Source organism: Hymenobacter perfusus (assembly GCF_003944765.1).
GTDB classification, from domain to species: Bacteria; Bacteroidota; Bacteroidia; order Cytophagales; family Hymenobacteraceae; genus Hymenobacter; species Hymenobacter perfusus.
Genome location: NZ_RWIU01000003.1, coordinates 338107 through 357936 on the forward strand (window position 1 = coordinate 338107; position 19830 = coordinate 357936).

Genomic DNA, 19830 nt, shown 5'->3' on the forward strand with positions numbered 1-19830 from the left:
CCCTGGCTTTCATTTTATGAAAACACCCCTACTGTTTTTGCTGCTGATCGGGACCTTGCCAGTTGCCGCCCAGAAAACGCCCGTTCGTTCGGCCCCGCCCAAAACCACCGCCGGCCCCGCCTTTACCATCACCTGCGCCGACCAGCAGCCAGCCAGCGCGCTGCAAAAGCTGCACTGTGAAACCCGGGAGCTGACGCTGCCGGCCCCACCCGTCGGCACGGCCCTCATGGTGGATGCCCGCGTGAATGGCGGCCTTACGGTGCGCGGCTACGCGGGCAACACCGTGCGCGTGCGGGCCCGGATAACGGGCCGGGCGGCTACGCCCGAATCGGCCAAAGCCCTGGCCGCCGCCGTGCGCATCACGTCGGAGAACAGCCTCGTGCGCGCCGGCCGGGCCAATGAGTCGCTGGATGGGTGGGCAGTGGATTATGAGGTGTTCGTACCCTTTCGGACCGATCTGGTGCTGAAGGCGGTGAATGGCGGCATCACGCTGGAAAACGTGGAAGGAAAGCTGCGTTTCGATACGACCAACGGCGGGCTGGTGCTCACCGGCATCAACGGTGAAGCCCGCGGCCAGACCACCAACGGCAGCGTAACCATTGTCTTGACCGGCCCGGCCTGGGTGGGGCCAGGGCTTGAGGTAAATACCGTTAACGGCAGCGTAAGCTGGCAACTGCCCGCCACGTATGCCGCCACGGTGCTGGCCCGAACCACCCACGGCAAAGTATCGGCCGCGCTGAATACCAAGCGTAAAAGCGTGCTGCCCCATAGCCTGGTCGCCACGCTGGGCAAAGGCGGCGCCCAGTTGAAAGCCAACACCGTACACGGCAGCATAACCGTTACGCAACCAGCTGAAATCGTCCCCGTCGTTGCTACCGACTCAACAGATACGGAGTAGCTCAACAGGCAGTCACGCGCTTCTGGGGGGAGCGGTCCTGCGCCAATGCAATCAGCTCTAAAGCGTGATAAGTAATGTCTGTGCTGCTGCCTGTTGATCGGAAGATGGACTGAATACATGCAAAAAAAGCCTCTCAATTGCTAGTTGGGAGGCTTTTTATTGATCTGAGTGGTTGATTTACCGCACTACTTCTTCGGTCCGTTCCCGCTTGGGTTCGGCGGCCACGGGGCGCGGGTATTCGTTCTGCTTGTGCTTCTGGTACCGCTTCACCAACAGGGCCGCTCCCACCAAGGCCCCGAGGCCGGCGGCGGTGATGGCAAACTTGGTGCGGATGGGGTCGTGCGGGGCCGGGGGCAGGTAGGCCACGCCGTTTTCATCAGTACGGGCGGGGTGCTGCACGTAGCGGCCCCGGGCCGGAACCTGGAACTCGTCGGCCAGTTTCTGCAGGCCCTCGGCCGCTTGCGCCCCGCGAATAACCGGGCCATGGCCGCAGCCGATGGCCTCGGGCCGCAACGCCGCCAGCGTCCGGATGGACTCGCCCACCTGCTGCCAGTTGTAGTTGAACGGCGCGCCCGCCACGCTGATTTTCGGGAGTTGCAGCAGCAATTCTGGTACCGATTCGTGGTTGGCGGTGGCAAACGCATCGGCCCCCAGCAGCGTCCGGTCTTTCTCGCGGAACAGGGCTACCTGGCCGGGCGCGTGGCCGGGTACGTGAATCCACTGCCAGTCGGGCAGGAAGGGCGGGTCCACGTCATTGGCCGGCAGCTGCTGCACGTAGTCGCTGAGCTGAAACGACTGGGGCGGGAAGAACCGGGCCACAAAAGCCAGCGAGCCGCCCCCGGCTACCGTGGGGTCGGCGGGCGGATATACAGCTTTGGCGGTGAGAAACGGCAGTTCCAGTGGGTGCGCCAGCACGGGCACCTTCCAGTGCTCGGCCAGGGCCTGGGCCGAGCCCGAGTGGTCCATGTGGCCGTGGGTCAGGATGATGGCCTCCGGATGAGTGCCGGGGTAGAACAGCTTATCGGCGGCGGCAATGATGGCCTTTTCGGAGCCGGGTAGGCCGGTATCGACTAGTACCCACTCGCCGGGCGTGCCGGTTTCTACGAAATATACATTAACAAAGCGCTGAATTGAGAGCTGGTGGACCCCAGCGGCTACTTGTTCCATGGGTTCGGGAGTAGGTGAACGGATATTGTCAGTACGCGAACCAACCGGACTTAGATATTGGAGGGGTCCAGATTTTCTTTCAGAAATGCCGCTGCAATGAGATGAATTACTATTTTGCCGTTGTCCGAAGAAAGCTACTCGTTCCTGTCCCGCACTTATTTCCCCTCTCTCCATGCCCGTTGACCTTACCAAATCGGCCATCTTCGCCCACACTGAGCAGCAATTGCAGCAGCAGGGGTTTCGCCTGGAGCGCAAGGACGATGCCCGGCCCTGGGGCGGCTTTTTCGTGCTCGATGAAACCCAGGCCCAGCAATTCGCCAACCAGTATTTCGATGGGCTGGCGGTGGATGCTTTGCGGATTTCGGGCAAGCTCAGCCCTAAGATTCTGCTGGTGGCTCCGCACCAGCGCCTGAGCTGGCAGTACCACCACCGCCGCGCCGAAATCTGGCGCGTGGTGAGCGGCACCGTGGGCGTCATCACCAGCCCCACCGACGAAGAAGGCTCCCTGAAAACCTATGCCCCCGGCGAGCAAATCACGCTGCAACAAGGTGAGCGGCACCGCCTCATCGGCCTCGACGGTTGGGGCCAGATTGCCGAAATCTGGCAGCACACCAACGCCGCTCATCCCTCCGACGAAGACGACATTGTACGCGTACAGGATGATTTTGGCCGCTAGGCTGGGTACAGCAGCCGCCTGACTTAACGCGTCAGAAAACCTCCATATAGAAGCTGGAGGAACACTCAACGGTCGTGCTTGAGCCGTCTGCGTAGATTCATCACCGGCACCTCCACGTATTTGTACATCAGGGTAGCCAGCAACAATGTGAGCACCCAAAGCAGGCCCATGCCCAGGAGGGATTTTATCGGTGATGGTAGTGCCAGGGATTGCACGAGCGGGGTAACCAGCTGGTTATGGATCAGCGAGCTATGCAGCAGATACATGGAGTAGGAAATCAAGCTGACGTGCGTTGTAGCTGCTGCCACTACGCCATTGGCCCGTCTCCATGTGCTTAACAGCGGCAGGCTGCATGCAACGGCCAAAGGGTAGCAGCCGAAGTAGATAACGCAATGAAACAGGTTGAAATCAGCAGCGGAGGAAGGGCCTGTAAGCAGGGACAGTGCCCCAACGGCTACAATAAACTTGGCCAGACGCCCCTTGCGCCAGCTCGCCGGATGGTAGTGGGCCCACCACGCAGCCAGCACCCCGTACATCAGCGAATCCAGCCGGAGCAACACAATTGTGCGAAAATGGTCTGCCCACTCCGCTAAAGTGGTAGGCTGGAAATGCGTGTAGTAGCTATAGCGGTACAGGGTAGTTGCCACCAGCAATGTAATGGCGGTTGCCATAACGGCGGCTTTGGGGGAAACCCGCGCCGCACACAGCCCTATAATAGCCGGGGCCGACAACAGGTAAAACCATTCCTCCACGGCCAGCGACCATGCTTCCCGATAATTAAGCGGGTGTACCCAGTTGAAATTCTGCAGAAAAACAAAATAGGCCGGATACGCCTGAATCGGATAAATAGCGAAGCGGATTTCCAGGGGAATGGCAATGAGCAGCGCCAGGTAATAGGGCGGCACCGTCCGGATCCAGCGCCGCAGCCAAAAGTCCCACAGCGTGCGAAAACCGGCGGTCTTGCTTTCCATCGTCTTAATCAGGATACCCCCAATCAGGAACCCCGACAAAACGAAAAAAATGGTTACGCCGTCAACGCGCAGGATGTGCTGATGGAAGAAGGTGAAACGGGGTGAAATCCAGTTCGAGCCGTGTACCAGGACAACTGAGCAAATAGCAGTTGCCCGCAACGCATCCAGGCCGAAGACGCGGTTACCGCTTTCGGGCAGGCGAAGGATAGAAGGTAGATTCATGGATTAAACAAATATAGATATCCCGCCTGCCCGCCTTGCCTGAGACAAGGCTCATATCCTCCCGGGCCGGCCTATTTTGTCTGTGAAATGCATAAGTGAGTAGGTCACCACACAAAAACGCCCTTCCGGTTATGTGACCGGAGGGGCGTTTTGGTTTTGAGCAGGAACAAGCCCTACACGGCAGAGCTGTTTTTATGTGAGGCCAGCCAGTTACGCCAGAGCCTTTTTCAGGTCTTTCAGCAGCTGAGCCACGCCCGCTTCTTCGCCCACGGAGCCGAGGTGCAAGCGCAGGGTACGGCGGTTGTAGTTGTGCAGAGCTTCCAAGTCGCCGGCGGCCTGGGCGTTCTGAAACGTGCCGAAGGTGTAGGGGCGGCCGGGCAGGGGCAGGTCCTGGGCGTGGTCGGTGGTGAGCTGCAGGAACAGGCCGGTGTTGGGGCCGCCTTTGTGGTACTGGCCGGTGGAGTGCAAAAAGCGCGGGCCGTAGCCCGAGGCCGTGGCAATGTGCAGGCGCTGCTGCACCAGCTGGCGCAGCTCGTCCAGCTCGGTGTTCAGGGCCGGCGTCTCCATCAGGTAGGCCTGAATGCACAGGAAGTTATCGGCGCCGGCCTGCCCGAAGAAGGCTTTCAGCACCTCGGCGGCCGTGGCCGTAGAGCCGGCTACGCTGGTGTAGTAGCTCAGACCGTTTTCCTCCAGCACCGGGGCGCTGGTCTGGGGCAAAGAGCCGCGCTCCACCACCACCTTCATCAGCTGGTCGGTGGCGGTTTTGGCGGCCTGCACGTTGGGCTGGTCGAAGGGATTAATTTCGAGCACGGCGCTGGCTACGGCCGTGGCTACTTCCCAGCGGAAAAACTCGGCCCCCAGATCCAGCGCGTCGCGCAGCAGAATGGTTACCACGGGGTGGCCGGCGGCTTCCAGGGCGGCTACTTTGCGGCGGTTTTCCTCGTCGGGCTGGTTTTCGAAGCCCACGTACACGAACACGCGGTCCGGGCCGTACACCTCGGGCGTGCCCAGCGGGTCGCCGGCCACGGGCAGGATTCCTTTGTCTTCTTTGCCGGTGCTTTCAGCAATAAGCTGCTCCAGCCACAGGCCCAGGTCGGTGAGGTTCTCGGGTACTACCAGCGTGAGCTTGTCGCGGCCCTGCTGGGCCAGTACGCCCAGGGCCACGCCCAGCTCCAAGCCGGGGTTGTCGGCCACGTCGCCTGCTGAGCCGGTGGCGCGCATCATCTCAAGAGCGCGTTCCAGCAGAGTCTTGATATCGATGCCGTACAGCGCGGCGGGTACCAGCCCGAAGTAGGAGAGGGCCGAAAAACGGCCGCCCACCTCGGCAAAGTTCAGGAAGATGCGGCGGTAGCCTTCTTTGGTGGCCTGGGTCACGAATTTGGAGCCAGGGTCGGTAATGGCCACGAAGTTCTCGCCGGCCTTATCGCCCTTCAGCTCCTTGAGGCGGGCGTAGAAATAGTCGCCGAAAGCCAGGGGCTCGGCCGTAGTGCCCGATTTGCTGGCTACCACAAACAGGGTTTCGGGCAGAGAAACGGCTTCCTCAATCTCGCGCACCGAGCCGGGGTTGGTAGTGTCGAGTACCAGCAGGGGCAGGCCGTCGGCACTCTTCTCGAACGCCTGCCGGAACACGATGGGCGTCATGGTGCTGCCGCCCATGCCCATCACCACCACGTGCTGGAAGCCGGCGGCCTTGATTTCGCGGGCAAATTCTTCAATCTCGCCCACGCGGGGCAGCATGGTTTCGGCCACGCGCAGCCAGCCCATAAAGCTGCGCAGGCTCTGCTGGGCCTCGGCGTCCTGCACCCACAGGTCGGCCTGTTTCTGCCAGAAACCGGCGGTGAAGTTGCGGGCGTTGAAATTCTGGAGTTTAGCCGCTACGGCAGCCTGGTACTGGCCCAGCTGCACGGTCATGGCGGGAATAGAGAAGGAAGAAGCGTCCATACGGGTTCTTAAGAAGTCAGAAGAATGGCGGTTGAACAGGCGGCTTTCCGCGGAGTACTCCCGCAGGAGCGCTCCGCGGAAAGCCGCGCTGTGCCTGAGCCGGCCAACGCCGGGCGGCCGGGCAAAGGTAGAGAAGTAGGCACATACGCGCCCTATCCCGCACATTGTTCGTTTTTCCGTGGCCCCGCCGGGCCGGCGGCGGCCGTGGCGGGTCAGTCGTGCAGCTGCGGCAGGGCGGCGGGGCACGGCTGCCACTCCTGCTCCAGGGCCAGCTGGGCGGCCGGGTTCTGCTCGCCCACCAGCCAGTCGAGGGCGCCGGCGGCATTGCTGAAAAACTGGATTTCGTAGTGTATGAAGTGGCGGCCGGCCCGAATGAGGCTTTCCACTACCATCTGGTTGTACATGTTGTCGGTAGGAATCACCAGGGCCACCTGCTCAATGGCGCGCACCGAAACGCGGCTCAGCCAGTTGGCGGCCAGCCACAGCTGCTCATCGAGCCCCAGGCTTGGCAGGCCGTGCAAGTCCAGAATTACGGCCGCAACGTCGCCCTGTTCCACCAACTGGGCCACGCTGCTCATGCTGCGCTGAAACCGGGGCCGGCCCGTGGGGGCCGCCGACCACTGAAAACGAAGTAAGCCAAGCTCCGGCGCAAACTGAGCCCGGATGTTGCAAAGAGTAAGAAGCATGCGTATTGCTGGCCGGCGTGGGGCAGGGGCGGGACCCACGTACGGCGGCCATGTTTGGGCGGATTTTCATGCCGATAAAAAATGTGTAAAACGAAGGAAGAAGCACGTATTTGTAGTATTAACGCATTGATAGGTAGTGTATTTATAAGATTGACTTGTTGCTGTGAAGACCCAGCCGGGGGGTGAGGTTCGCTGTTCCGGTAGTTTTCTGCACGGCTCCGTAAGCAACTGCGTTATTGTCTGACCGGGGCCGGCTGGCCGCCGCGCCGCCGGATTTCCCGCGTGGCGACGGATATTTGCGGCATGCCTACTGTTTCTTCGCCTCCGGTTTTCACGTTGCCCCCGGCTATTACGCTGCTGCGGCTCAAGTTCCGGCTGCTGGCGGCGGTTTCCACGGAATGGGCCTTCGGGGCGGCCTGGAGGCTGTTTACCACGCCCCGGCAGCTGCCCGAAAAGCAATGGGAAGCCGCCGCGCTGGCCTCGGCCCGGCCGTTCACTGTCGTTACCAAAACCGGCGCGGTAACCGCCTACGAGTGGAACCCGGCCGGCGCGCGCACGGTGCTGCTGGTACACGGCTGGGAGCACCGGGCCAGTTTCTGGGGCGTGCTGGCCCGGGAACTGGTGGCGGCGGGCTTCCGGGTGGTGGCCCTGGACGGGCCGGCGCACGGGGCTTCCGAGGGCCGCCGCACCACGCTGCCCAACTTCGCCCGGGCCGTGCAGGCCGTGGCCGATGCGCTGGGCGAGGTTTACGCCGTGGTGGCCCACTCCCTGGGCGGAGCGGCCACGGTGGGCGTGCCAGTGCAGTTCAACCAGACTCGCACCGGCCGGCTGCCGCGACTGGTGCTGCTGGCGGTGCCGGGCAGCACGGCCGCCGTGGCGCAGCGCTTTGCCGAGCTGCTGCAGCTGCCGCCGGCCGTGGTGGCGCGCCTCAACCGCTACGTGCGGGAGCAGCATGGCCGCGACGCCGAGAGCTTCAGCCTGATTCAGGTGGGCCACCAGTTTCCGGCCGACCGCGCCCTGCTGCTCCACGACCACGAGGACGCGAGTATTCCCTTCGCCGAAGCCGCCGAAATTGCCGCCAATTGGCCCGGCCTCGATTTTCGGGCCACCACCGGCCTGGGCCACAACCAGATCATGCGCGACCCGGCCGTGCTGCGGCAGTTGGTGGCATTTCTGGGGTAAGGGGTGCCCGTGTGGGGCCGGTTGAGTACTGAGGTGGGACTATTTCGGGAGGAATCGTACATTCACCGGCTCACCTCACTCCCTTACTTGCTGCGTATGTCAACCTCTACCCGCAACATCATTGCCTGGATTCTGCAAGGGCTGCTGGCCTTGGCGTTCATTGCCTCTGGCGGTAAAAAACTTCTGGACTTACCCGGCACCGTGGGCATGTTCGAACAGCTGGGCCTGCCCGGCGCGCTGGCCTACGTGGTAGCTGCCGGTGAAGTGCTGGGCGGTATCGGGCTGCTGGTGCCGCGCTTCGTGCGCCCGGCCGCGCTGGGCCTGATCATTATTATGCTTGGAGCCGTGGTAATGCACACCACCAAAATTCCGGGCGGCCTGGCTGGTGGCCTGCCCGCCATTGTATTGCTGGTGCTCTTGCTGATGGTACTGTGGCTGCGTCGTCCGGGCCCGATGGTGGCGTAGCGTCCGGTCAGAATTGCGGTACCAGAAAGGCCGGAAAGCAGCGTGCTTTCCGGCCTTTCTGCTGTACTCTATTCACAATTTACACCGTAACGTGCCCTTCGGCGGCCAGTTCCCGCAGCAGCTGCCGAAGGTCGGCCGGCTCCTGCACCAGTTGGGTAACGTGCAGCAGGTACTCGGCCTCGGCGCGGAGGTGGCGCTTGAGCTGGCGGATTTCCTGCTCGCGCTTTTTGCCGGTGCTGCCGCTGAAGCCGTTCTCGCCGTATTTCAGCTCGTTGAGCTGCTGCTTGAGCTCCTGTTGCTGTTGCTGCAACGCCTGGGTGTAGCGAATGAGCACGGTATCATCGGCGGCGGAGGTGGGGGCGGTTTCGGAGAGTAGCTGGAGCAGCGTGTAGAGGTCGTTGGTTTCGTAGGCCTCCGTGATGCGCTGCATCAGCTGGGTGCGGTGCTGTTGGGTGGTTTCATCCTGCACCAGGTCGGGGTGATGGGCGCGGGCCAGCTGGCGGTAAAGGGTTTTGGTGTTGCTGAGCAGCTGCTGTTCCTGGTCGCGGGCGGCCTGGGCGGTGGCTTCCTCGGCTTTTTGCTGCTTGGTTTTGCGCCGGGCCCGGGCCGCCTGGGCCGCCTGGGCCGCCTGTTCGTGGGGCGGCAACGTGGGGTCGAGAGGCTCAGCAGCGGCGGCAGGTTCGGCGGCCGTCACCGCGGGCTCGTCGTCGTCGGCGGCCCGGCGGCGGGGCGCGTACTTACGCAGCACCTCGGCCGCATCTTCCCCGAAGCGGTTTTGCAGGGAATGGGCATTGCCCACGATGAGGGCGGTAATCTGCTGTTCCTCCAGCCGACTGAAATAGCCCAGCAGCAAGGCTTCTTCCAGCGGCGGAAACAGGGCCTGCCGGGCGCGTACCACGGTTTCGGCGGCGGGGCCCACCTGCTGCCAGTAGCGGCGGCGCGCCTCGGCCTGCTCCTGGCGCAGTTCCCGCAGCCGCTGCCGCAGCCCTTCCACCTGCGCCACCGCCTCCCGAAACGCCTGCTGGGCCGGCGTGCCCGGGGCTTCGGCCGGGGCCGGCGTGGGGAGTTGGTTGGCGGCGGGCAGGTCGGTGAGCGGGTTGTGCAGGTTCATGGGCACAAAGGTAGGAGGGTTGGATGGGTGGATAAGCAGCACGTCGTTGCGAGCCGGAGGCGAAGCAATCTGTCCTTCACGCGGCTCTGAGTTCTGGTACGCGCAAACCTTGTACCGCGAGAATGCCGAAGGCTTTTAAAGTAGGTCAGCGCTTTGGCCTATGGGAAGGATAAATTGCTTCGCTTCCGGCTCGCAATAACAGGCTGTTACTTCACCCAAACAGCTCATAGGCCACCCGGAACGTGTTGCAGTGCGCATCCACAATGTCGCGGAGCTTTTCGGAGTAGCCGCCGCCCATGCTCACGGCCACGGGTAGGCCGGCCGTGCGGCACAGGTTCAGCACGTACTCGTCGCGCTGGCGGCAGCCGGTTTGGGTGAGGGCCAGCTTGCCGAGCTTATCGGTAGCCAATACATCCACGCCGGCTTGGTAGAAGATGAAATCGGGTCGTACCTGCGCCAGCAGCCGGGGCAGCGTATCGCGCAGAATCTGCAGATACGTTGCGTCGTCGGTGGCCAGCTCCAGCGGCACATCCAGGTCCGACTGCTCCTTCCGCAGCGGGTAGTTGGCCCCGGCGTGCATGCTGAAGGTGAACACGCGGGGCTCTTGCCGGAAAATGCTGGCCGTACCGTCGCCTTGGTGTACATCAAGGTCCACTACCAGCACCTGCCGGACTAAGTCGTGGTGGAGCAGGTGGGCGGCGGCCACGGCAATGTCGTTGAGCACGCAGAATTCTTCGCCCCGGTCCCGGAAGGCGTGGTGGGTGCCCCCGGCCAGGCTCAGCCCGATACCGTCCCGCAGCGCCCGCCGGGCCGATTCCACGGTGCCGGCCACGCTGCTCAGGGAGCGGCGCACCAGCTCGGGACTTTGGGGCAACCCCAGGCGGCGCACCTCGGCGGCCGAGAGCTGCAGGTCGCGCACCCGCTGCCAATATTCGGCGGAATGTACGCGCAGAATATCCTCTTCCACCGCAAAGCCGGGGTCGTAGAAATCCTCGGGATCGGCAATACCCTGCTACAGCAGCTGCTCCTGGATGAGGGCGTACTTGGCAATGGGGAAGCGGTGGCCGTTGGGCAGGCTGATGCTGTAACGGGCGGAGGAGGCGAGGCAGGGCATAGAACAGAGGCAGAACGCAGGGCCGGGGCCGGAAGTTTTTTTGTTTTTTTTCAGCCCCCCCGCGAAAATAAACACGTGGGCAAACTGCCGATAAAAAGCCGGAAGTGGTCTGTGGTATCGGGCCGTTGGTAGAGTATAAGTCGGGTTTGGGAGTGAGTAAAACCACTTCTGCCGCGCACACAGGCCTTTTTCGATTGCAACCTACTGCAGCCGGCGCGGGCTCTCCCTGGCAAAACCAACCTATTCTTTCCCCATGAAACACACTCGGGTACTACTCTGGCTGCTGCTGCTGCTCACTTGCAATTTCGCCCTGACTTCCTGCTCCAACGACGACGACGACACCACGGAGGAAGTGCTGGGCGACTGGACTACCCGCTCCCAGTTCGAGGGCCTGGCCCGGAACGCGGCCGTCAGCTTCACGCTCAACGGAAAGGCCTACGTGGGCCTCGGCACCGATGGCGTGGACCGGTTCAAAGACTTCTGGGAATACACGCCCGCTACCAACACCTGGCGGCAGCTGGCCGATTTTCCCGGCGTGGGCCGTATTCAGGCCGTGGCGTTTGCGGCCGGCGGCAAAGGCTACGTGGGTACCGGCTACGATGGCGTAAACAAGCTGCGCGACTTCTGGCAGTACGACCCCACTACCAACAGCTGGACCCGGAAGGCCGATTTCGGCGGCACGGCCCGCTACGGCGCGGTGGCTCTCAGCATGGAGGATAAAGGCTACGTGGGCACCGGCTACGATGGTAACTTCAAGAAGGACTTCTGGCAGTACGACCCCACGGCCGACCAATGGACGCAGAAGCCCAGCTTCGGGGGCAACAAGCGGGTGGGCGCGGTGGCCTTTACGCTGCACGAAAGCGGCTACATTCTGGCCGGTACCGATAATGACCTCATGCTGACGGATATGTGGTCGTACAGCCCTGCCACCGAGCAATGGACGGAACGCCGCGCCCTCGTCAGCAATACCGATGAAGACTACGATTACAGCAACGTGCCGCGCAGCTCGGCCTCGGCGTTTGTGGTGAACAACCGGGGCTTTGTGGCCCTAGGCACCAATGGCGGCTACCTGACTTCCTGCTGGGAATACAACCCCGATGAGGATACGTGGAAGGTGAAAACGGTATTCGAGGGCTCGGCCCGGATTCAGGCCGTGGGTTTCGGGCTGGGCGACTATGGCTACCTGGGCCTGGGCACCACCGGCACTACCCGCCTGGATGATTTCTGGCAGCTGGCTCCCGACACGGAAGATGCAGACTAAGCGGCCGTATTCATCAGGCGGGTGGCTCCGGGGAGCTGCCCGCCGGCTGGCCCTGCTGATTGGGCTGCCCGTGCTGCTCAGCGGCTGTGAGTTGACCGAAGATGTGGTGGGCGACGTACCCACCGCAACCGTAACAGGCACGGTGTATATCGACACGCTCACGGTGCGCATGTCCACGGTACTCATCGATTCGGTGCCGACTTCCTCCAGCAGCTACCTGCTGGTGGGCCAGTACCAGGATGCGCGCCTGGGCACCATCACGGCCCGCAGCTACCTGCGTCTGGGGCTGGCCGGCGGGTTCACGCCCGAGGCCGGCGCGCAGTTCGACTCCTTGGTGCTGGTGCTGCCCACCGACAGTTACTGCTACGGCGACACCACGCAGGTGCAGCATCTGCAGGTCCATCGGCTCACGGAAGCGTTGCGGCCCACTACTACGTACTACGCCTTCAATTCCCGGGCCTATGAGGCCGTGCCGCTGGCAACGCGTACGTTCCGGGCCCGGCCCAACCTCCGCTCCATCCGGCTCCGGCTCGCCGATGCGCTGGGCCAAGAGCTGCTGCAGGCCGGTTTGAGTCGGCAGCTGTCTTCCACGGATGAGCTGGCGGAGCGCCTGCCGGGGCTGGCCCTTACGCCGGCCGCCGCCGACAACGGAGCCCTGCTCCGGCTGGCCGCCACCTCCGAAAGCATGGTGCTGCAGCTGTTCTACCATTATCCCTCCGCTCCCGATAACGGACAGGTGTTCGACTTTACGGCCGTGGCCGGCAGCCGGCATTTCTACCAGGTACAGGCTGATCGGCGAAGTACGCTGCTCAGCACCCTTACCACTACCCGGCAGGCCCTTTCCAGCACCCGTACCGCCGCCGAAACCTATATCGAAGGCGCCCTGGGCCTGCAGACCAAGCTGGAAATTCCGTATCTGCTCAACCTGAATGAGCTGGGGGGAACCTGGGTGCTGAACGCGGCCACGCTTACGCTGGAAACGGTAGCGGGCAGCGAAAACCGGCTTCTGCCGGCTCCAGCTACCCTCACGGCCCAGGCCACTAACCGGGGCAACCAATCCGGGGCGTTTCTGGCGTCTGTGGCTGGCACGCAGCTGCTGGGTACCTACCAGACCGGCGTATCGGCGCACACCAATCTGGAGCAGGGGAGCTACACGTTGCTGCTGCAGCAGTACGCTGAGGCAGTGCTGAAACATACCGTTTCCAATACGGGCATCCTGCTGGCTCCTGCCTCTCCCGATACCCCGGAACGGGTAGTGCTGGGGGCTGCTGGCAGCTCCAACCCGCCCCGGCTGGGCATCTATCTGACGCGGGTGCGGTAGCGGCCCGCCCCTTTAATGGCGTTAGCTGCTTCCGGCCGGGTTGCGTAAGGCGGAGAGCAAAGTGCTTACCTTCGCTTTCCGCCTTACTTCCTGTGCCCGCATGACTTCCTCGGTTTCCTCACTCGCGCCTACGCTGGCGGCCAGTCATGATCTGCTGCAGAAGCTGCTGGACGTATCATTGACGGGGATTATCCTGTTCCAGCCGGTATACGCGCCTACTACTTCCGAGCTGGTCGACTTTGCCTACCTGGAGCTGAACCTGGCCGCTCAGCGGATGCTGAATCTGCCGGCCCACCCTCCCGAAACGTTTCTGACGCGCTATCCGCACGCTGTTGAGGCCGGTATCTTCACCTTTTACCATGACGCGTTTCTGGCCAATGAGCCGCGTCAGGACCAATTCTATTACCAGCACGACGGCCTGGATAACTACTTCCACCTCTCGGCCCGGCGGAGTGGAGAGCTGCTGTTGGTGAGCTTCACCGATACCGCCGACCAAGACCGGAGCGCTGTGGAGCAGGCCTTGCGCGAAAGCCAGGCCCGCGAACAGGCGGCCCGCGCCGAGGTGGAGCAGGAGCGGCAGCTGCTGCAGGCCCTGCTCTCGCAGGCTCCGGTAGCTATTGGCCTGTTTCAGGGAGAGGAACTACGCATTACGGCCGCCAATGCCCATTTGGCCAGCATGTGGGGCCGCGTACCGGAGCAAACGGTGGGGCTGCCGCTATTGGAAGCGCTGCCCGAGTTGCAGGGACAGGGGTTCGACGATCTGCTGCGCCAGGTATTGCAGACCCATGTGCCGGTGGAGGGCACCGAAACCCCGGCTACCATGCTGCGCGACGGGCAGTTGCAGACCACCTACTACAACTTTGTGTACCAGCCCCTCTACGATACCCGGGGCGAGGTGCTGGGCGTTATCAACGTCTCGGTGGAAGTGACCGAGCAGGTGCGGGCACGCCGGGAAGTAGAGCAGCTGAACCAGCAGCTGGAAACCCGCGTGCAGGAGCGTACTCGGCAGTTGCAGCAGCAGCAGCTGCTGCTCAGCCAGATTCTGGGCCAGGTGCCGGCCGCCATTGCCACGCTCACCGGCCCCGACCATCGGTTCTCCTTCGCCAACGACTTGTACCAAAGCTTAATTGGGCAGCGGGCCGTGCTGGGCCAGACGGTAGCCGAATCGTTGCCGGAAGTGGTGGCCCAGGGCATCATTGAACTGCTGGATAAGGTGTACGTTACGGGCCAGCCGTTTATCGGCCAGGAAATTGCCCTCCAGCTCTACGACGATACGGTAGGCGAGCTGCGGCAGCGGTACGTGAATTTCGTGTACCAGCCTCTACACGGCACTCCTGCCGACGAGGCGAGCATGCTGGTGTTTGCCGTGGACGTAACCGACCAGGTGGTAGCCCGCCAGCAGGTGCAGCAGCTGAATGAGGAGCTGGAAGCCCGGGTGCAGGAACGCACTCGTGAGGCCCAGGCTGCCCGCACCGAGGCCGAGCGGCAGCGCGGCGAGTTGCAGCGGGTGTTTGAACAGGCCCCCACCGCCATTGCCGTATACCGTGGTCCCAACTACATTATCGAGCTGGCCAACCCCACCGTGTGTCGGCTGTGGGGCCGCACCCAGGAGCAGATTGTGGGCCGGGGCCTGTTTGAGGCGCTGCCCGAAGTGGCCGGCATGGGCTACGAGGAGCTGCTGGACGGCGTAATGGCCACCGGCGTGCCCTACGTGGCGCACGCCATGGAGGCCGTGCACGAGCGGGAAGGCCGCCGCGACACCGTGTACTGGGACTTCGTGTACGTGCCCATGTATGAGGCCGATGGCAGCATTTACGGGGCTATGGTAGTGGCCACTGAGGTAACCGAACAGGTGCGGGCGCGCCGGGAAGTAGAGCAGCTGAACCAGCAGCTGGAAACCCGCGTGCAGGAACGCACCCGGCAGTTGCAGCAGCAGCAGGGGCTGCTGCGCCAGATTCTGGGCCAGGTGCCGGCTTCCATTGCCACGCTCACCGGCCCCGACCACCGCTACACCTTCTTCAACGAGCCGTACCAGGAGCTATCCGGCGGGCGCACGGTGCTGGGAAACACTGTGGCGGAAGTATTTCCGGAGGTAGTGGAGCAGGGCTTTGTTGGGCTGCTGGATAAGGTGTACAACACGGGCGAACCATTCGTCGGCTCAGATGCGCCACTCCTGCTCTTCAACCCCGAAACCGGTCAGCCGCAGCAGCGGTACGTGGATTTCGTGTACCAGCCGTTGTTTGATAAAGCGGGGCAGCCTCAGGGCATTCTGGCCTTTATTGTGGATGTGACCGATAAAGTTGCGGCCCGCCAGCAGGTGCAGACTCTCAATGAGGAACTGGCCGCCATCAACGCGGAAATGCAGGCCACCAACGAAGAACTCAACACCACCAACGCCCGCCTTGTCCGTACCAATACCGATCTGGATACGTTCGTGTACACGGCCTCGCACGATTTAAAAGCGCCCATTGCCAACATTGAGGGCCTGCTCGATACCCTGCGCGACTATCTGCCCGCCGGCAGCTCCGAGCCCATGATACCGCGCCTGCTGGAGATGATGCAGGGGGCCGTGGCCCGCTTCCAGCAAACCGTAGGTCACCTCACCGATGTATCGCGCCTGCAATACGGCAACTCGCAGCCCATCGAAGCCGTGGACCTGAGGGCTATGATAGAGGATGTGCGCCTGGACCTGGCCCCACTGGTAGCCGCTACCCGCGCCCGAGTGCTGCTCGATCTTGAAACCTGTCCAACCGTCTACTTTACCCCGAAAGATCTGCGCAGCATTGTGTACAACCTGCTCAGTAATGCGCTCAAATACCATGCACCCGAGCGGGAGCCCATTGTGCAGGTACGAGCCCACTGCTCGGATAGCCAGGTGTTCCTGGAAGTAACCGACAACGGACTGGGGCTGGATGAGCAGCAGCAACGCAAGCTGTTTATGCTGTTCCGGCGGCTGCATAACCACGTCGAGGGCTCGGGCGTAGGTCTGTACATGGTAAAGCGCATCGTGGAAAACGCCGGCGGCACTGTTACGGTGCAAAGCCAGGCCGGCAGGGGTTCCAGCTTTCTGGTAACGCTGCCCCGCTCATAATTCTCTTCTTATTTTTTTCGGTACATGGAAAAGCTTCCCCATATCCTGCTGGTTGACGACGACGACACGACGAATTTTCTCAACGAGCACATGCTCCGCAAACTCAACGTGACCGACCAGGTGCAGATAGCCCGCGACGGCCGCGAGGCGCTGGCCCTGCTCACCCAGCCGCCACCGTACATGCCCACCCTGATGCTGCTGGACGTGAGCATGCCCGGCATGGATGGCATTGAGTTTCTGGAAGCCTACCTGCGCCTGCCCCAAGCCCAGCAGGATGCCACCGTCATCGTGATGCTCACTACCTCCATGGATTCCTCCGATCTGGCCCGCATCGACGAATTGCCCATCAAAGGCCTAGTCAGCAAGCCGCTCAGCCGGGAGAAAATAGATACCTTGCTTCAGCTGCATTTCCAGCGCCAGCTGCCCGGCGAGTAACCACAAAACAGTTTACGCAAAAGGCCTTTCGCACGTAGCGGAAGGCCTTTTTTTGTTGGTCATGTGCTGGCCGCTAGTGCATGTTGCGCTCCTCAATAAGCTTGAAAAACGCCTCCGCGTAGGACTCGCCGATGGGAATGATATCGGGGCCCATGTAAATGCGGTTTTTTCGAATGGAATCAATGTGGGCCAGGGCCACGATGTAGGAGCGGTGTACGCGCACAAAATCGGGGCTGGGAAGGCGGTCCTCGAAGGCCTTGAGCGAGTTGAGCGTCAGAATCGGCTTGGCTCCGGCGTAAATCTTGATGTAGTCTTTCAAGCCCTCCAGGTAGCGGATATCCCGCAGGTTAAGCCGCTGGGTGTGGTAATCGGCCTTCACGAAGATGTAGTCGTCGGTGGGGCCGGCGGGCGGGGGCAGGGCCGGCACGGGAGCCGGAGCGGGTTCGGCCGGGCGCGGGGCCAGGCGGTCCTGGGCCTTCTGGGCCGCCTGCACAAACCGCTCGAAGGCAATGGGCTTCACCAGGTAATCCACGGCATTCAGGTTGAAGCCTTCCAGGGCGTAGGCCTCGTAAGCGGTAGTGAAAATTACCAGGGCCTGGGGCTGCATGCTGCGCACAAATTCCACCCCCGTAAGGTCCGGCATCTGCACATCCAAGAACAGCACATCCACGGCTTCCCGCTGAAGTACCGTCATGGCTTCCAGCGCACTCCGGCAGGTGCCCACCAGCTCCAGAAAGGGTACGCGTTCCACATAGGAGGTCAGCAGGCGCAGGGCCAGGGGTTCATCATCCACGAGCAGGCAACGGAGCATGGGCAAGGGTCAGGGTTAGTTCCACAATAAATTCGTCGCTGGTTTCTTCCAACAGCAGCTGGTGGCGGCCGTTGGGATACAGCAGGCTGAGGCGCTGGCGCACGTTGGGCAGCCCGATGCCCGAGTTCGGGTCGTGGCCGCCCACGGCCGGAAAGCGCGAGTTCTGCACCGTAAACAACAGTTGGTCCTGCCGCATAATCAGGTCTACGGCAATCCGGGAAGAATGCCGGGCACTGACGCCATGCTTAAAGGCATTTTCCACGAACGGAATCAGTAGCATGGGTTCAATCAGCGCCCCGTCCAGCTGCCCGTCCACCGTAAAGCGGATGTCCACCTGCTCCGGATCGAGGCGCAGCCGCTGCAGATCCATGTAGTTGCGCAGGTATTCCACCTCGCGCCCCAGCGGTACCCGCGCCGCCTCTGACTCGTACAGCATATACCGCATGAGCTGGGAAAGTTTAAGAATGGCCTCCGGCGTATCGTCGGATTTCAGGTGAGCCAGCGAGTAGATGTTGTTGAGCGTATTGAACAGAAAATGCGGGCTCACCTGGGACTTCAGAAACGCCAGCTCGGCCGTGAGCTGCTTGTTGGCCAGGTCCTGCCGGGCGCGTTCCGTCTCAAACCACTCGCTTGTAATGCGCATGCCGCTGCTGATAATCCAGGCCAGCACCCCCATCAGCCACAGGCCCTGGGGTGGGCGAGAGTAGTGAATGGCACCCGGCGGTAACAGATAGTGCGGGTGCGGCGGGTGGTGCGGCAGCAGCCCCGTGATGCGTAGCAGCATGGGCAGATACACCAGGGCCAACAGCCCGGCAGCCAGCAGGAAGTACAGGAAAAACTTCTTCCGGGCAAAAAGCCGTGGAATCAGTACATAGTAATTCAGGTAGAAATACCCCGCCAGCGTCAGGGGCAGCAGCACGTTCCGGAGCTGGAACGGCGGTGGATTCTCCGAGAGCAGGCGCGGCAGCGTGGCCACGGCCATCCACGCGGCTACGTGTACAATCACGCGCAACACTTGCTGACGGGTTATTCGGGGCAGTAGCATAAGCGCAGGGTGGGAAGCAGATGGAAAAGCAGTACGAGGAACCCGGGCGCACCGCCAGGAAGAGCCCAGATTCCTCGCACCGCAAAGAAAGCCTGTTCGGCGCCGTTAGCGGTTGGTGCCCGATGGCGGCCCCTGCCGTTTCATGCGCTCCTGTTTTTTGGCCTGGTATTGCTGGTACTGCTCCGGCGTGAGGATGCCTTTGAGCTTGGCATCGGTGCTTTCTTCCTGCACCCGCATCTGCTGCATCCGGGCCGTGCGGTCCTCGGGGCCGCCGGTACCGCGTTGCGCCTGCATCTGCTGCAGTTGCTCCTGCTGAATGGCGGCTATTCTGGTTTGCTGGTCGGCGGTGAGGTTGAGGTCTTTGGTCATTTCGGCCATGCGGTTACCCGGGCCGCGGCCTCCCCGTCCAGCGCCGGGCTTTTCGTCGCCGTCGGTTTTGGCTTTTACTTTATCTTTTTTGGCTTTCACCTTAGTAGGGGTAGTCTGGGCGTGGGCCGCGGGAGTAGCGGCGCCAGCCAACAGGCCCAGCAGCAGGGGAGCCACCAGTAGCTTTTTCATAGGAAACAGGAATTGAGAGGAAGGAAACATAGCCGCTTCACGCGTTCAAAGCAGTTCCCAAACCTAGCAACCCGCACTGCGGCGCACGAAAAACATCTGCCAACCTCTCATTTTTCTCGACGCTCCTGCCGATTAGGTACGCCAGCAGCCGTTGGTGTTATTACGCTCCGGCGCATTCTGCCACGACCCGCCTGCATAGTAATTGTGTTGTTCAGGTCGGGTGTTTTGGGGGTATTCAATAGGGTGCGTTGATTAGCCATATGCGCGTGTTGGCTGGTTGCTTTACTGTTGAAAATAAATAATTATTAAATTTTTAAAAAATAATTACCTGGTATTGGCATGAGAAAATAAATGCTCTACCTTTGTCACGTTCAAAAGCACCAAGCCGCTCAACGACTTTATCCATCACTGCCATGCGTCGCCACTTTACTCAGTATCAGCCAATGCTCAGCGGCCTGGATCGGAAGATTCAGCCGGGGTTCGGCGCGCAAGCTCGCAGATGAGGTTCTACTCCTGACATCATCTTACTGCAAACGCCCGAATCCAGCCAGATTCGGGCGTTTTTCTTTTGTCTTCATCCGTTAGTTATTCCTGATCAATTACCATGCTTTCACTCTTCCCTGTTTAGTCTGCCCGTCCATAGTGCTTCAGACTATACGCACAGAAATTCACTAGCTAAGCTCAAATTCCCGCGCGGTAAGTAGCACGAGAAAAACTTCTGTCTTCGCTCGTTTGATTTCGCAGTAGACAAGCTGGAAATATATTGCGCCCCGATTTAAGATGCTTGAAAGAGTGTTAAGGGAAGAATATTGCTTCAATATTTTGATTTTTATCACTGAAGAAAATAGATTGTTTATTTAAATGATTGGTCGAAA

17 protein-coding genes are annotated in these 19830 nt (G+C 61.6%); 8 read left to right on the forward strand and 9 right to left on the reverse strand.

Annotated elements, in window-relative coordinates:
* Positions 1-16: 16 nt before the first annotated feature.
* A complete protein-coding gene (locus tag EI293_RS11315) occupies positions 17-898 on the forward strand; it encodes a DUF4097 family beta strand repeat-containing protein (RefSeq protein WP_125437669.1) in 882 nt (293 codons plus the stop codon).
* Positions 899-1075: 177 nt separating this feature from the next.
* Here EI293_RS11315 and EI293_RS11320 read toward each other — a convergent pair whose 3' ends face one another.
* Positions 1076-2065 (reverse strand): MBL fold metallo-hydrolase, encoded by a 990-nt coding sequence (locus tag EI293_RS11320; RefSeq protein WP_170170344.1) that lies wholly within the window; start codon positions 2063-2065, stop codon positions 1076-1078.
* 172 nt (positions 2066-2237) lie between these two features.
* Between EI293_RS11320 and EI293_RS11325 the strand changes: the two genes are divergently transcribed.
* Positions 2238-2741 (forward strand): cupin domain-containing protein, encoded by a 504-nt coding sequence (locus EI293_RS11325; RefSeq protein WP_125437673.1) that lies wholly within the window; start codon positions 2238-2240, stop codon positions 2739-2741.
* Between the two features lie 65 nt (positions 2742-2806).
* Here EI293_RS11325 and EI293_RS11330 read toward each other — a convergent pair whose 3' ends face one another.
* The 3 genes from EI293_RS11330 to EI293_RS11340 all read right to left on the reverse strand — a co-directional run bounded on the left by EI293_RS11330 (position 2807) and on the right by EI293_RS11340 (position 6561).
* Positions 2807-3934: an acyltransferase family protein gene (locus EI293_RS11330; protein ID WP_125437675.1), complete on the reverse strand. Its 1128-nt coding sequence runs from the start codon at positions 3932-3934 to the stop codon at positions 2807-2809.
* Positions 3935-4144: 210 nt separating this feature from the next.
* Positions 4145-5875: a glucose-6-phosphate isomerase gene (locus EI293_RS11335; RefSeq protein WP_170170345.1), complete on the reverse strand. Its 1731-nt coding sequence runs from the start codon at positions 5873-5875 to the stop codon at positions 4145-4147.
* Positions 5876-6087: 212 nt separating this feature from the next.
* On the reverse strand, positions 6088-6561 hold the full coding sequence (locus EI293_RS11340; RefSeq protein WP_125437679.1) for a hypothetical protein: 474 nt from the start codon (positions 6559-6561) through the stop codon (positions 6088-6090).
* 303 nt (positions 6562-6864) lie between these two features.
* Here EI293_RS11340 and EI293_RS11345 point away from each other — a divergent pair, with 303 nt between their 5' ends.
* Together EI293_RS11345 and EI293_RS11350 are read left to right on the forward strand one after the other, a co-directional pair.
* Positions 6865-7743 (forward strand): alpha/beta fold hydrolase, encoded by an 879-nt coding sequence (locus EI293_RS11345; RefSeq protein ID WP_125437681.1) that lies wholly within the window; start codon positions 6865-6867, stop codon positions 7741-7743.
* A 96-nt stretch (positions 7744-7839) separates the two neighbouring features.
* Positions 7840-8208, forward strand: a complete 369-nt coding sequence (locus EI293_RS11350) for a DoxX family protein (RefSeq protein WP_125437683.1) — start codon at positions 7840-7842, stop codon at positions 8206-8208.
* A gap of 79 nt (positions 8209-8287) precedes the next feature.
* Here EI293_RS11350 and EI293_RS11355 read toward each other — a convergent pair whose 3' ends face one another.
* Positions 8288-9319 carry a J domain-containing protein gene (locus EI293_RS11355; RefSeq protein ID WP_125437685.1) on the reverse strand — a complete coding sequence of 344 codons (1032 nt, stop codon included), beginning with the start codon at positions 9317-9319 and terminating at the stop codon, positions 8288-8290.
* 211 nt (positions 9320-9530) lie between these two features.
* Positions 9531-10325: a histone deacetylase family protein gene (locus EI293_RS11360; protein ID WP_317127213.1), complete on the reverse strand. Its 795-nt coding sequence runs from the start codon at positions 10323-10325 to the stop codon at positions 9531-9533.
* A gap of 361 nt (positions 10326-10686) precedes the next feature.
* On the opposite strand from EI293_RS11360, the gene EI293_RS11365 reads away from it, so the two are divergent.
* From EI293_RS11365 to EI293_RS11380, 4 genes are all read left to right on the forward strand, one after another.
* Positions 10687-11694: a Kelch repeat-containing protein gene (locus tag EI293_RS11365; protein WP_125437687.1), complete on the forward strand. Its 1008-nt coding sequence runs from the start codon at positions 10687-10689 to the stop codon at positions 11692-11694.
* Positions 11684-13015, forward strand: coding sequence for a DUF4270 family protein (locus EI293_RS11370; RefSeq protein WP_170170346.1), 1332 nt, complete (start codon positions 11684-11686; stop codon positions 13013-13015). The genes EI293_RS11365 and EI293_RS11370 overlap by 11 nt, the downstream gene beginning before the upstream one ends.
* A gap of 100 nt (positions 13016-13115) precedes the next feature.
* Positions 13116-16106 (forward strand): PAS domain-containing protein, encoded by a 2991-nt coding sequence (locus tag EI293_RS11375; RefSeq protein ID WP_125437691.1) that lies wholly within the window; start codon positions 13116-13118, stop codon positions 16104-16106.
* A 24-nt stretch (positions 16107-16130) separates the two neighbouring features.
* On the forward strand, positions 16131-16541 hold the full coding sequence (locus EI293_RS11380; protein WP_125437693.1) for a response regulator: 411 nt from the start codon (positions 16131-16133) through the stop codon (positions 16539-16541).
* A 73-nt stretch (positions 16542-16614) separates the two neighbouring features.
* On the opposite strand, the gene EI293_RS11385 is transcribed toward EI293_RS11380, so the two are convergent.
* The 3 genes from EI293_RS11385 to EI293_RS11395 all read right to left on the reverse strand — a co-directional run bounded on the left by EI293_RS11385 (position 16615) and on the right by EI293_RS11395 (position 18955).
* Complete coding sequence (locus EI293_RS11385) at positions 16615-17352, reverse strand: LytR/AlgR family response regulator transcription factor (RefSeq protein ID WP_125437695.1); 738 nt, start codon at positions 17350-17352, stop codon at positions 16615-16617.
* Positions 17327-18397, reverse strand: a complete 1071-nt coding sequence (locus EI293_RS11390) for a sensor histidine kinase (protein ID WP_125437697.1) — start codon at positions 18395-18397, stop codon at positions 17327-17329. Before EI293_RS11390 ends, EI293_RS11385 begins: the two co-directional genes overlap by 26 nt.
* A 105-nt stretch (positions 18398-18502) precedes the next feature.
* Entirely contained in the window at positions 18503-18955 is a 453-nt protein-coding gene (locus tag EI293_RS11395) for a hypothetical protein (RefSeq protein WP_125437699.1), read from the reverse strand.
* Between the last annotated feature and the right edge of the window lie 875 nt (positions 18956-19830).